The organism is Pseudomonas khorasanensis, from assembly GCF_014268505.2.
Lineage (GTDB): Bacteria > Pseudomonadota > Gammaproteobacteria > Pseudomonadales > Pseudomonadaceae > Aquipseudomonas > Aquipseudomonas khorasanensis.
On the sequence record NZ_JABWQP020000003.1, the window covers coordinates 371,142 to 384,157 of the forward strand.

The 13,016-nt window shown below is 61.2% G+C and carries 13 protein-coding genes; 5 read left to right on the top strand and 8 right to left on the bottom strand.

Features of this window, described 5'->3' with window-relative positions; genetic code table 11:
• Positions 1–73: 73 nt before the first annotated feature.
• Genes gmhB through glyQ form a run of 3 tightly spaced genes read right to left on the bottom strand, consistent with a single transcriptional unit; the run spans position 74 to position 3,622 of the window.
• Entirely contained in the window at positions 74–613 is a 540-nt protein-coding gene (gene gmhB / locus HU727_RS11030) for a D-glycero-beta-D-manno-heptose 1,7-bisphosphate 7-phosphatase (protein ID WP_186531498.1), read from the bottom strand.
• A gap of 4 nt (positions 614–617) precedes the next feature.
• Positions 618–2,672: a glycine--tRNA ligase subunit beta gene (gene glyS / locus HU727_RS11035; protein WP_186531285.1), complete on the bottom strand. Its 2,055-nt coding sequence runs from the start codon at positions 2,670–2,672 to the stop codon at positions 618–620.
• Entirely contained in the window at positions 2,669–3,622 is a 954-nt protein-coding gene (gene glyQ / locus HU727_RS11040) for a glycine--tRNA ligase subunit alpha (protein ID WP_025112261.1), read from the bottom strand. The genes glyS and glyQ overlap by 4 nt, the downstream gene beginning before the upstream one ends.
• Before the next feature lie 80 nt (positions 3,623–3,702).
• Here glyQ and HU727_RS11045 point away from each other — a divergent pair, with 80 nt between their 5' ends.
• The gene (locus tag HU727_RS11045) at positions 3,703–4,260 is read left to right on the top strand and encodes a DNA-3-methyladenine glycosylase I (RefSeq protein ID WP_186531287.1); all 558 of its coding nucleotides are present in this window, start codon (positions 3,703–3,705) and stop codon (positions 4,258–4,260) included.
• Between the two features lie 40 nt (positions 4,261–4,300).
• Positions 4,301–5,188 carry a lysophospholipid acyltransferase gene (locus tag HU727_RS11050; RefSeq protein ID WP_186531288.1) on the top strand — a complete coding sequence of 296 codons (888 nt, stop codon included), beginning with the start codon at positions 4,301–4,303 and terminating at the stop codon, positions 5,186–5,188.
• 127 nt (positions 5,189–5,315) lie between these two features.
• Here the strand turns inward: HU727_RS11050 and HU727_RS11055 are convergent, their stop codons facing one another.
• The 5 genes from HU727_RS11055 to def form a co-directional block, all read right to left on the bottom strand.
• A complete protein-coding gene (locus HU727_RS11055; RefSeq protein WP_186531499.1) occupies positions 5,316–5,633 on the bottom strand; it encodes a tetratricopeptide repeat protein in 318 nt (105 codons plus the stop codon).
• Between the two features lie 142 nt (positions 5,634–5,775).
• Complete coding sequence (gene trkA, locus HU727_RS11060; RefSeq protein WP_186531290.1) at positions 5,776–7,152, bottom strand: Trk system potassium transporter TrkA; 1,377 nt, start codon at positions 7,150–7,152, stop codon at positions 5,776–5,778.
• Between the two features lie 22 nt (positions 7,153–7,174).
• Entirely contained in the window at positions 7,175–8,485 is a 1,311-nt protein-coding gene (gene rsmB, locus HU727_RS11065) for a 16S rRNA (cytosine(967)-C(5))-methyltransferase RsmB (protein WP_186531292.1), read from the bottom strand.
• Positions 8,482–9,441: a methionyl-tRNA formyltransferase gene (gene fmt, locus HU727_RS11070; protein ID WP_186531294.1), complete on the bottom strand. Its 960-nt coding sequence runs from the start codon at positions 9,439–9,441 to the stop codon at positions 8,482–8,484. Before fmt ends, rsmB begins: the two co-directional genes overlap by 4 nt.
• Before the next feature lie 57 nt (positions 9,442–9,498).
• Positions 9,499–10,005 (bottom strand): peptide deformylase, encoded by a 507-nt coding sequence (gene def, locus HU727_RS11075; protein ID WP_186531296.1) that lies wholly within the window; start codon positions 10,003–10,005, stop codon positions 9,499–9,501.
• A 160-nt stretch (positions 10,006–10,165) separates the two neighbouring features.
• Here def and HU727_RS11080 point away from each other — a divergent pair, with 160 nt between their 5' ends.
• The 3 genes from HU727_RS11080 (at position 10,166) to tsaC (ending at position 12,986) form a co-directional block, all read left to right on the top strand.
• A complete protein-coding gene (locus tag HU727_RS11080) occupies positions 10,166–11,191 on the top strand; it encodes a LysM peptidoglycan-binding domain-containing protein (RefSeq protein WP_186531298.1) in 1,026 nt (341 codons plus the stop codon).
• Between the two features lie 84 nt (positions 11,192–11,275).
• The gene (gene dprA, locus HU727_RS11085) at positions 11,276–12,373 is read left to right on the top strand and encodes a DNA-processing protein DprA (RefSeq protein WP_186531300.1); all 1,098 of its coding nucleotides are present in this window, start codon (positions 11,276–11,278) and stop codon (positions 12,371–12,373) included.
• A gap of 55 nt (positions 12,374–12,428) precedes the next feature.
• Positions 12,429–12,986 (top strand): L-threonylcarbamoyladenylate synthase type 1 TsaC, encoded by a 558-nt coding sequence (gene tsaC, locus HU727_RS11090; RefSeq protein WP_186531302.1) that lies wholly within the window; start codon positions 12,429–12,431, stop codon positions 12,984–12,986.
• Positions 12,987–13,016: the final 30 nt, after the last annotated feature.

Below are 13,016 nucleotides of genomic sequence, written 5' to 3' on the forward strand. Positions count from 1 at the left end.
ACCGTTACGGGGCAATGCCCGACTGTTCAAGCGCACTCCCGAGCAATCCCTGGCCAGGAATTTCAGAAGTACTCTAGTTGTGGATAAGTTCTGCGGCAATCGCCGCCAGATCGTCAAAAATCAGAGTGCCAACCGGCAGGGTTTTGCCCTGGGTCTTTTCGCCTTTTCCGGTCTTTACCAAAACTGGCTGTGAATCGACGGCTTTGGCGGCCTCCAGGTCACCAAGGCTGTCGCCGACGAACCAGACGCGGGTCAACGGCACGGCGTAATGCTCGGCAATGGTTTTCAGCATCCCCGGTTTCGGTTTGCGGCAATCGCAACCCTCGTCCGGCCCATGCGGGCAATACACGATCAACCCGACTTCGCCGCCCTGCTCCGCGACCAGCTCGCGCAGGCGCGCGTGCATGGCCTCGAGGGTGGCAAGGTCGTAGTAGCCGCGAGCAATGCCTGACTGGTTGGTGGCGATCGCCACCGTCCAGCCGGCCTTGCTCAACTGCGCAATCGCTTCGATCGAGCCGGGCAGCGGAATCCACTCCTCCACCGACTTGATGTAAGCGTCGGAGTCGTAATTGATCACCCCGTCACGATCGAGAATCAGCAGTTTCAACAGCAGCCCCTCAACCCAGCAGCGAAATGTCGGCAACGCCGAGGAAGAGGCCACGCAGGCGCGCCAGCAGCGCATAGCGGTTGGCCCGTACGTTGGCGTCCTCGGCATTGACCATCACCGCGTCGAAGAACGCATCCACCGGCTCACGCAATGCCGCCAGGCGTGCCAGCGATTCGTTGTACTGACGCGCGGCGGCCATCGGCTGCACGGCCTGATCCGCTTGCTGGATCGCCGAGTACAGCGAGAACTCATTGGCGTTGTCGAAGTATTTGGCCTCGACCACCGTCGGCACCGAGCCTTCGACCTTGCTCAACAGGTTCGACACGCGCTTGTTCACCGCCGCCAACGCTGCCGCTTCCGGCAGTTTGCGGAAAGCCTGCACCGCTTGCACACGCTGATCGAAGTCCAGCGCCGAACCCGGCTTAAGCGCACGTACCGACAGGTAAGTGGCGACATCGACGCCTTCGTCTTCGTAACGCGCACGCAGGCGGTCGAAGATGAATTCCAGCACCGATTCGTTGAGGCCGGCTGCCTTGACCTTGCTGCCGAACGCATTCACGGCAAAGGCCACGGCATCGTTCAGGTCCAGATCCAGTTGTTTCTCGATCAGGATGCGCAACACGCCAAGTGCTGCACGGCGCAGGGCGTAAGGGTCTTTGCTGCCGGTGGGCAGCATGCCGATACCGAAAATACCGACCAGGGTGTCGAGCTTGTCGGCGATTGCGACGGCCGCGCCGGTCAGGGTCGCTGGCAATTCAGCACCGGCACCGCGTGGCATGTACTGCTCGTTCAGCGCCAGCGCGACGTCTTGCGGCTCGCCGTCATTGAGGGCGTAGTAGTAGCCGGCGACACCTTGCATTTCCGGGAACTCGCCGACCATTTCGGTGGCCAGGTCGCATTTGGACAACAGGCCGGCACGCGCCGCCCACGAAGCGTTGCCGCCAATGCGCGCGGCGATGTACGCCGCCAGCCTGGAAACACGTTCGGCCTTGTCGTAGACGCTGCCGAGTTTTTCCTGGAACACCACGTTCTGCAGGCGCAGGTTGAAGTCTTCGAGTTTCTGCTTCTTGTCTTGCTTGAAGAAGAACTCGGCGTCGGTCAGGCGCGGGCGAACCACTTTCTCGTTACCGGCGATGATCTGCTGTGGGTCTTTGCTTTCGATGTTGGCCACGGTAATGAAACGTGGCAGCAACTTGCCGTCGGCGTCCAACAGGCAGAAGTACTTCTGGTTGTCCTGCATGGTGGTGATCAGTGCTTCCTGCGGCACGTCGAGGAAGCGTTCCTCGAACGAGCACACCAGTGGCACTGGCCATTCAACCAGCGCGGTCACTTCGTCAAGCAGCGCCGGCGGCACGATCGCGGTACCTTCCTGGCGCGTGGCCAGTTCTTCGGTGCGCTTGCTGATGATTTCGCGACGCTCGTTCGCATCGGCCAGTACGTAAGCGGCACGCAGGTCGGCCAGATAGCTGGATGGCGAACCGATGCGCACGCTTTGCGGGTGGTGGAAACGGTGACCGCGCGAATCACGGCCAGCCTTCTGCGCAAGAATTGTGCAGTCGATGACCTGATCACCGAGCAGCATCACCAGCCACTGGGTCGGACGCACGAACTCTTCCTTGCGCGCACCCCAACGCATACGTTTCGGGATTGGCAGGTCGTTCAGCGAGTCTTCGACGATGGTCGGCAGCAGGCTTGCGGTCGGCTTGCCGGCGATGTTCTGGCTATAGCGCAGTTTCGGACCGCTCTGGTCGATCTCGCTCAGCTCGACGCCGCATTTCTTGGCGAAACCCAGCGCTGCTTGCGTCGGGTTGCCTTCAGCATCGAACGCCGCCTGACGTGGCGGGCCGTCGAGGTTGATGCTGCGATCCGGCTGCTGAGTGGCCAGCGCAGTGATCAACACGGCCAGACGGCGCGGCGCAGCGTAAACGGTTTTAGTCTCGTAGTTCAGGCCGGCGGCTTGCAGGCCCTTGTCGATACCGGCGAGGAACGCTTCAGCCAACGTGTTCAGTGCTTTGGGTGGCAGTTCTTCGGTGCCCAGTTCAACCAGAAAATCTTGCGCACTCATTGTGCAGCCTCCAGCTTGGCCAGTACTTCGTCACGCAGATCCGGGGTTGCCATCGGGAAGCCCAGCTTGGCCCGCGCCAGCAGATAGGCTTGCGCAACGGAACGCGCCAGGGTGCGTACGCGCAGGATGTATTGCTGACGCGCGGTCACCGAGATTGCCCGGCGCGCATCCAGCAGGTTGAAGGTGTGCGAGGCCTTCAGCACCATTTCATAGCTCGGCAAAGGCAGCGGCTGGTCGAGTTCGATCAGGCGCTTGGCTTCGCTTTCGTAGAAGTCGAACAGTTCAAACAGCTTGTCGACGTTGGCGTGTTCGAAGTTGTAGGTGGATTGCTCCACTTCGTTCTGGTGGAACACGTCGCCATAGGTGACTTTGCCCATCGGGCCGTCAGCCCAGACCAGGTCGTAGACCGAATCCACACCTTGCAGGTACATGGCCAGACGCTCGAGACCGTAAGTGATCTCGCCGGTCACCGGGTAGCACTCAATGCCGCCCGCCTGCTGGAAGTAGGTGAACTGGGTGACTTCCATGCCATTGAGCCAGACTTCCCAGCCCAGACCCCAGGCGCCGAGGGTCGGCGATTCCCAGTTGTCTTCGACGAAGCGAATGTCGTGAACCAGCGGGTCCAGACCGACGTGCTTGAGGGAGCCCAGGTACAGTTCCTGGAAGTTGTCCGGGTTCGGCTTCAGGACTACCTGAAACTGATAGTAGTGCTGCAGGCGGTTCGGGTTTTCGCCATAACGGCCGTCAGTCGGACGGCGGCTTGGCTGTACGTAAGCGGCGTTCCAGGTTTCCGGGCCGATGGCGCGCAGGAAGGTCGCGGTGTGGAAAGTGCCGGCGCCTACTTCCATATCGTAGGGCTGAAGTACCACACAACCTTGCTCGGCCCAGTATTGCTGGAGCGCGAGGATCAAGTCTTGGAAGGTACGCACGGCTGGCGTAGGCTGGCTCACGAAATTCACCTGTTTCTTGGGCTGCGATTTAAAGAGCGGGAGTATACCCGATTCAGTCGCACCTCCACCCCTGGAGCCTTATGCCACGCTGCTTTTGGTGTACCGAAGATCCGCTGTACATGGCTTATCACGATCAGGAGTGGGGTACGCCGCTACGCGATGCGCAGGGTTTGTTCGAGTTGCTTTTGCTCGAAGGGTTCCAGGCCGGGCTGTCGTGGATCACCGTGCTGCGCAAACGCGAGCGCTATCGCCAGGTGCTGTTCGGCTTTGATGTGCAGCGCGTGGCACAGATGAGTGACGCCGAAATCGACGAATTGATGCTCGATACCGGGATCATCCGCAATCGCCTCAAACTCAACGCTGCCCGGCGCAACGCCCAAGCGTGGCTGGCGCTGGAGGATCCGGTGACGTTTCTCTGGTCGTTCGTGGGCGATCAGCCGATCATCAATCATTTCAAGGATCGCAGCGAAGTCCCGGCGATCACCCCCGAAGCGCTGGCGATGAGCAAAGCGTTGAAAAACGCCGGTTTCACCTTCGTCGGCCCAACCATTTGCTACGCGCTGATGCAGGCCTCTGGCATGGTCATGGACCACACGCAAGATTGCGACCGCTACGCGCAGCTCGCCAACGCCGGTTAGAATGGCCGCCTCGCGCACAGCACAAGATCAGGAGTGACCTGTGGAAAAGTTTAAAGGCGCCTTGCTGGTAGGCGCTCTGCGGCTGTTTGCCCTGCTGCCATGGCGGGCCGTGCAGGCCGTGGGTTCGGCGATCGGCTGGATCATGTGGAAAACCCCCAACCGCTCCCGCGACGTGGTGCGGATAAACCTATCTAAATGCTTTCCTCAGATGGACCCGGCTGAACGTGAACGTCTGGTGGGCCAGAGCCTGAAAGACATTGGCAAGTCACTGACCGAAAGCGCCTGCGCATGGATCTGGCCGGCCCAGCGTTCTATCGATCTGGTGCGCGAAGTCGAAGGTCTCGACGTCCTCAAGGATGCACTCGCGTCAGGGAAAGGTGTCGTCGGCATCACCAGCCACTTGGGTAACTGGGAAGTCCTCAACCACTTCTATTGCAGCCAGTGCAAACCGATCATTTTCTACCGCCCGCCCAAGCTCAAGGCTGTGGATGAATTGCTGCGCAAGCAACGCGTGCAGTTAGGCAACAAGGTGGCGGCCTCGACCAGGGAAGGCATTCTCAGCGTCATCAAGGAAGTGCGCAAAGGGGGTGCAGTAGGCATCCCGGCTGACCCGGAACCGGCCGAATCCGCCGGGATTTTCGTGCCGTTTTTTGCCACTCAGGCGCTGACCAGCAAATTCGTGCCGAACATGTTGGCGGGCGGCAAAGCGGTTGGCGTGTTCCTGCATGCCCTGCGCCTGCCGGACGGTTCTGGCTACAAAGTGATTCTCGAAGCCGCCCCAGAGGCCATGTACAGCACCGACACCGCCGAATCCTGCGCGGCCATGAGCAAAGTGGTCGAGCGCTACGTCGCGGCGTATCCGAGCCAGTACATGTGGAGCATGAAACGCTTCAAGAAGCGTCCGCCGGGCGAGGCTCGCTGGTACTGATCCTACTGAACGCCTGTGGATAACCCGTTGGGGCTGGCTTAGACACCGATCTTTTGGGCTTGCCGCCAGGTTATCCACAGCCCTTGATCACAGGGCACATGCGGCATTGGTTTGCGCTATCTGCAGGTCATGGCGCCTGACGATCGAGCTTCTTCAAAAATACCGTCATTTCCTTTTCGGCCTGCTTGTCGCCATGGGCGCGGGCCGCTTCCAGTCCCTGTTCCCAGGCCTGGCGGGCAGCGGAGTGGTCGCCCAGCGCCAATTGCGCCTTGCCCAATAGCTTCCACGCCGCCGAGTATTTCGGATCGAATGCGACACAGCGCTGGAAATGCTCGGCAGCCTTGGCGTTTTCCCCAAGGTCCAGGTAACCCTTTCCCAGGCCGAAGCGCAGCAAGGCGTTATCCACACCCTTGGCGAGCATTTTTTCCAGAGATTCGAGCATCAGCGGATTCCTTTCTTTAGTTCGGCAGAGAAACCTTCGAATCTGTGAGACCGCGTTCGCGAGCAGGCTCGATCCCACATTTGCAATGCGTTTCCTCGGTGGGAGCGAGCCTGCTCACGAAGAGGCCTGTGAGTCGCCCCACACCTCAGAAGAAGCTCAACCCCACGTGGAACAGCTTCTCCACATCACGAATATGCTTTTTATCCACAAGGAACAGAATCACATGGTCGCCCGTTTCGATCACTGTATCGTCGTGGGCGATGATCACTTGTTCATTGCGGATTACCGCGCCGATGGTGGTGCCCGGCGGCAGACCGATTTTCTCGATCGGCCTGCCAATCACCTTGCTCGATTTCGCATCGCCGTGAGCAATCGCCTCAATGGCTTCCGCCGCACCGCGTCGTAACGAGTGCACGCTGACGATATCGCCGCGCCGAACGTGGGCCAGCAAGGTGCCGATGGTCGCCAGTTGCGGGCTGATGGCGATGTCGATATCGCCGCCCTGGATCAGATCGACGTAAGCCGGGTTGTTGATGATCGTCATCACCTTCTTCGCCCCCAGCCGTTTGGCCAGCAGCGACGACATGATGTTGGCTTCGTCATCGTTGGTCAGGGCGAGGAAAATATCCGCGTCGGCGATGTTCTCTTCCAGCAGCAAATCCCGGTCCGACGCACTGCCCTGCAGCACGACCGTGCTGTCGAGGGTGTCGGATAGATAGCGGCAGCGCGCCGGGCTCATCTCGATGATCTTCACCTGATAACGGCTTTCGATGGCCTCTGCCAGGCGCTCGCCGATCTGCCCGCCCCCGGCGATGACGATGCGTTTGTAGGTTTCGTCGAGGCGGCGCATTTCGCTCATCACCGCGCGAATATCCTCGCGCGCAGCGATGAAGAACACTTCGTCGTCCGCCTCGATCACCGTATCGCCTTGCGGCAGGATCGGCCGGTCACGGCGGAAGATCGCCGCGACGCGGGTTTCGACGTTCGGCATGTGCTCACGCAACTGACGCAATTGCTGGCCCACCAGTGGGCCGCCGTAGTAGGCGCGCACCGCCACCAGTTGCGCCTTGCCTTCAGCGAAGTCGATCACTTGCAAGGCGCCCGGATGCTGGATCAGGCGCTTGATGTAGTTGGTCACGACCTGCTCGGGGCTGATCAGCACGTCGACCGGGATCGCTTCGTTCTGGAACAGCTGCTCCTCGCGATTAAGGTAGGACGCCTCGCGCACCCGGGCGATTTTGGTTGGGGTATGGAACAGCGTGTGGGCAACCTGGCAGGCGACCATATTGGTTTCGTCGCTGTTGGTCACCGCCACCAGCATGTCGGCGTCGTCGGCTCCGGCCTGACGCAGCACCGACGGCAGCGAGCCACGGCCCTGCACGGTGCGGATGTCGAGACGGTCGCCGAGGTCGCGCAGGCGCTCGCCGTCGGTGTCGACCACCGTGATGTCGTTGGCCTCGCTGGCCAGATGTTCGGCCAGCGAACCGCCGACCTGCCCTGCACCGAGGATGATGATTTTCATCCAGTCACTCCGTTGAATCCGTTTAGCCGCGCGTGGCAGCGATCTTGATCAGCTTGGCGTAGTAAAACCCGTCATGCCCGCCCTGTTGGGCCAGCAATTGACGGCCATGGGGCTGTTTGATGCCGGCCGTCGTGGCCAGGTCCAGTTCCCGCGCACCGGGCGTGCGCTCAAGGAACGCGGCGATGACTTCGGTGTTCTCGGTCGGCAGCGTCGAGCAGGTGGCGTAGAGCAGGATGCCGCCGACTTCGAGGGTTTGCCACATCGCATCGAGCAGCTCGCCTTGCAGTTGCGCCAGGGCAGCGATGTCGTCCGGTTGGCGCGTCAGCTTGATGTCCGGGTGGCGACGGATCACGCCCGTGGCCGAACACGGCGCGTCGAGCAGGATGCGCTGGAACGGCTTGCCGTCCCACCATTTCTCGGTGTCGCGACCATCGGCGGCGATCAGCTCGGCGCACAGGCCCAGGCGCTGAAGATTTTCCTTAACGCGAACCAGTCGCTTGGCTTCCAGGTCCACGGCAACCACACCGGCCAGCGCCGGTTCGGCTTCCAGGATGTGGCAGGTCTTGCCGCCAGGCGCGCAGCAGGCATCGAGCACCCGTTGCCCCGGCGCCAGATCGAGCAGATCGGCGGCCAGTTGCGCGGCTTCGTCCTGCACGCTGATCCAGCCCTCGGCGAAACCCGGCAGGCTGCGCACGTCGGCGGCGGCGTCGAGAATGATGCCGTCGCGGCTGTACACACAGGCTGTCGCCGCGATACCGGCATCAGTCAGCAGGCCGAGATAGGCGTCGCGGCTGTGATGGCGACGATTGACCCGCAGAATCATCGGCGGATGCGCGTTGTTGGCCTCGCAGATGGCTTCCCACTGCTGCGGCCAAAACGCTTTCAACGATTTTTGCAGCCAGCGCGGGTGCGCGGTGCGCACCACCGGATCGCGCTCGAGTTCGGCAAAGATCGTCTCGCTTTCGCGCTGTGCGTTACGCAACACGGCGTTGAGCAAAGCTTTCGCCCAAGGCTTTTTCAGCTTGTCGGCGCAACCGACGGTTTCGCCGATGGCCGCGTGGGCCGGGACGCGCGTATAGAGCAGTTGATAAAGACCGACCAGCAGCAGCGCCTCGACATCGGCGTCGGCGGTTTTGAACGGTTTCTGCAACAGTTTCTCCGCCAGTGCCGAAAGGCGTGGCTGCCAGCGTGCGGTACCAAAGGCCAGATCTTGCGTGAAGCCGCGATCGCGATCCTCGACCTTGTCCAGTTGCGTCGGCAGAGAACTGTTCAGCGAGGCTTTGCCGCTAAGTACGGCGGCAAGTGCCTTGGCGGCGGCCAGACGCGGGTTCATTGCGCGTCCACCGCTGCACCCAGCACCGTGCCGACGGCGAATTTCTCACGGCGGCTGTTGAACAGGTCGCTGAAATTCAGTGCCTTGCCCCCGGGCAATTGTAAACGGGTCAGGCACAGCGCCTGTTCGCCGCAGGCTACGATCAGGCCGTCCTTGCTGGCGCTGAGGATTTCGCCGGGCGCGCCCCGACCGTCGGCGAGCGTCGCTGCCAGCACTTTCAATGCTTCACCGTTGAGCGTGCTGTGGGTGACCGGCCATGGATTGAAGGCGCGCACCAGGCGTTCCAGCTCCACTGCTGGTCGGCTCCAGTCGATGCGTGCTTCGTCCTTGTTCAACTTGTGCGCGTAGGTGGCGAGGTCGTCGTTCTGCACTTCGCCCTCAAGCCTTCCTGCGGCCAGACCGGCAATTGCCTGCACCACGGCGGGCGGGCCCATTTCGGCGAGACGGTCATGCAGGCTGCCACCGGTGTCATCGGCGCTGATCGGCGTGACGACTTTGAGCAGCATCGGCCCGGTGTCGAGACCGGCCTCCATGCGCATCACGGTCACGCCGCTTTCGGCATCGCCGTGTTCGACAGCGCGCTGGATTGGCGCCGCACCGCGCCAGCGCGGCAGCAACGAGGCGTGGCTGTTGATGCAGCCCAGACGTGGAATATCCAGCACCGCTTGCGGCAGGATCAGGCCGTAGGCGACCACCACCATCAAGTCCGGCTTCAAAGCAGCCAGTTCTGCCTGGGCGTCGGCATTGCGCAAGGTCGGCGGCTGCAACACCGGGATATGGTTTTCCAGAGCCAACTGTTTGACCGGGCCTGGCATCAGTTTTTGCCCACGGCCGGCCGGACGATCCGGCTGGGTGTAGACCGCAACGATCTCGTAAGGGCTGCTCAGCAGGGCCTTGAGATGCTCGGCGGCGAATTCCGGGGTACCGGCAAAAACGATGCGCAGTGGCTCAGTCATGAAAGGCGTCTCATAAAAAGAAAAAGGCTTGCCGCAGCAAGCCTTTGAAGAGGGGCATCAAGCGTTCTGGCGGTGCAGCTTTTCCAGTTTCTTCTTGATTCGGTCGCGTTTGAGCGTGGACAGGTAATCGACGAACAATTTGCCGTTGAGGTGGTCGCATTCGTGCTGGATGCACACCGCGAGCAGGCCTTCGGCGATCAGTTCATAGGGCTTGCCGTCGCGGTCCAGCGCCTTGATTCTGACCTTCTGCGGGCGATCGACATTTTCGTAGAAGCCCGGCACCGAGAGGCAGCCCTCCTGATACTGGTCCATCTCGTCAGTCAGCGGTTCGAATTCTGGGTTGATGAACACCCGCGGCTCGGTGCGGTCTTCGGACAGGTCCATCACGACGATACGTTTGTGCACGTTGACCTGGGTCGCGGCGAGGCCGATGCCCGGCGCTTCATACATTGTTTCAAACATGTCGTCGACCAACTGACGCACTTCGTCGTCCACTACAGCCACAGGTTTGGCGATAGTGCGCAGACGCGGGTCCGGAAATTCGAGGATGTTTAAAATGGCCATAGGCTTCGATTGCTGCACACGTTGAGTAAAGTCGGGTCGATGGCCTGGCGGGTCCGAGGAAGCAGGCTACCGTTGTGAAGCGTAGCTTCTACAAAATCAGAAGCGAGCCACGAGGGCTCTGACGATTCACGCGAACGCATATGATAAAGGGATTCACTGCATGAGGAAAACACTACTCGCCCTGCTGCTCTTGGCCTCGGCCGGCGCTGCGCAAGGGCAGGTGCAACTCAGGGATGGTTTTCCACAGCAATACACGGTGGTTTCGGGAGACACGCTCTGGGACATTTCCGGTAAATACCTGCGCGAGCCATGGCAGTGGCCGCAATTGTGGCGGGCCAACCCGCAGGTCGAAAACCCCAACCTGATCTATCCCGGCGACACGCTGACGCTCAGCTACGTCAACGGCCAGCCGCAACTGACGCTCAATCGTGGCGAGTCACGCGGCACCATCAAGCTCTCGCCACGAATTCGCACCAGCGCGGTGGCCGAGGCAATTCCAAGCATTCCGCTTAAATCGATCAACAGTTTTTTGCTGAGCAATCGTATCGTCGACAAGGCCGAAGATTTCGACAAGGCTCCGTACATTGTCGCCGGTGATGCCGAGCGCGTACTCAGCGGTACCGGCGATCGCATCTTCGCCCGCGGCCATTTCGATCCGGATCAACCGGTTTACGGGATCTTCCGCCAGGGCAAGGTCTACACCGACCCGCAGACCAAAGAGTTCCTGGGGATCAACGCCGACGACATCGGGGGCGGTGAGATCGTCGCCACCGAAGGCGACGTCGCCACCCTCGCCCTGCAACGCACCACTCAGGAAGTGCGCCTCGGTGACCGCCTGTTCGGTGGTGAAGAACGTTCGATCAATTCGACTTTCATGCCCAGCGCGCCGAAGAGTGACATCAACGGTGTGATCATCGACGTGCCGCGTGGGGTCACCCAGATCGGCGTGATGGATGTAGTCACCCTGAACAAGGGCAAGCGCGACGGTCTGGCCGAAGGCAATGTACTGGTGGTGATGAAAACCGGCGAAACCGTACGCGACCGGATTACCGGCCAACCGCTGAAAATCCCTGATGAACGTGCCGGCTTGCTGATGGTGTTCCGCACCTACGACAAACTCAGTTACGGCCTCGTTCTCAACGCTTCGCGCTCGCTGGCGGTGCTCGACAAGGTGCGAAATCCGTAAGCTTGCTTCACAAGTTACCAACAGAGTTATCCACAGCTTGTTCCGAATGGTTCGGGGCATAGAACGATCAAGGATGATCCACTCATGTCTTTTGTAAACACACCCATTTCCCCGGCGGAACTGGAAGCGCGCCTGCGCCTGCACCGCCTGCCTGACATCGGTCCCAAGCGGTTTGCCACATTGCTGGAAGCTTTTGGCTCGGCATCAAAAGCCATCAGCGCGCCAGCGAGTGCCTGGCGCTCGCTGGGGTTGCCGGCGACCTGTGCCGAGGCGCGGCGCTGTCCCGTTGTGCGCGACGGAGCGAGCCACGCAATGCGCTGGCTAGAGCGTCCCGCTCAACATTTGCTGATGTGGGATCAACCGGATTATCCGGCGCTGCTGGCGCAAATTCCCGATCCGCCGCCGCTGTTATTCGTCGCCGGCGATCCTTCGATTCTGGAAAAACCTCAGTTGGCGATGGTCGGCAGTCGTCGCGCTTCGCGTCCGGGAATGGACACGGCGGCGGCGTTTTCGCGCAGCCTGGCCGGCGCCGGTTTTGTGATCACCAGCGGTCTGGCGTTGGGCATCGATGCCGCCGCGCATCAGGCCGCGCTGGACGTTGGCGGTCTGACTGTCGGGGTGCTCGGGACAGGGCTCGAAAACTTTTATCCACAACGCAATCAACGCCTGGCTGACGCGATGATCGCGTCCGGCAGCGCGGTGCTTTCCGAGTTTCCGCTGGACGCCGGGCCGAGCGCGAGCAACTTCCCACGACGCAACCGCATCATCAGTGGTTTGTCCTTGGGGGTGCTGGTGGTCGAAGCGAGTGTCGCCAGTGGTTCGTTGATCACCGCACGGCTGGCAGCGGAGCAAGGACGCGAGGTGTATGCCATTCCGGGTTCGATTCACCACCCCGGCGCACGGGGTTGCCACCAGTTGATCCGCGACGGCGCGGTGCTGGTGGAAACCATCGAGCACATTCTCGAAGCCCTGCGCGGCTGGCAACAGCCGCTGCTGAACACAGCGGCGCTGGCAGTCGAACATCCACTGCTCGCTCTGCTTCACGCGGCGCCCCACACCAGCGAAGCCTTGGCCGCCAGCAGCGGCTGGACCTTGCCGAAAGTGCTGGCAACGCTGACCGAACTGGAAATTGAAGGCCGTGCCGTGTGCGAAAACGGGCGCTGGCTGGCGAGGTCAAGCTAGGTTTTGCGAGGAAGATCGGTAAACTGCGCAGAAACCTGTTTGCGGAGATTTTTTCATGGTTAACAGTTGGCGTGTGCAACAAGCCGCACGAGAAATTCGCGCCGGGGCGGTGATTGCCTACCCAACCGAAGCCGTCTGGGGACTGGGTTGCGACCCGTGGAACGATTTCGCGGTGGATCGACTGCTGGCGATCAAGAACCGTTCGGTGGACAAGGGCCTGATTCTGGTCGCCGACAACATTCGCCAGTTCGACTTCCTGTTTGAAGATTTTCCGCAGGAGTGGATCGACCGCATGGCCAGCACATGGCCGGGGCCGAACACTTGGCTGGTGCCACACCAGAACCTGTTGCCGGAGTGGGTGACGGGTGTGCATGAAACGGTTGCGCTGCGGGTCAGCGATCATCCACAGGTGCGCGATTTGTGCTCACTGGTCGGGCCATTGATTTCAACATCGGCCAACCCACAGGGACGGCCGCCAGCGCGCACGCGCTTGCGGGTCGAGCAGTATTTCCGTGGCCAGGTCGATCTGGTCCTGGGTGGCAGCCTCGGCGGACGCAAGAACCCGAGCGTGATTCGTGACCTGGCAACCGGTAACGTCATTCGTCCTGACTGACGTTACGTCTTCGTGTTCTCAGCGGACTCC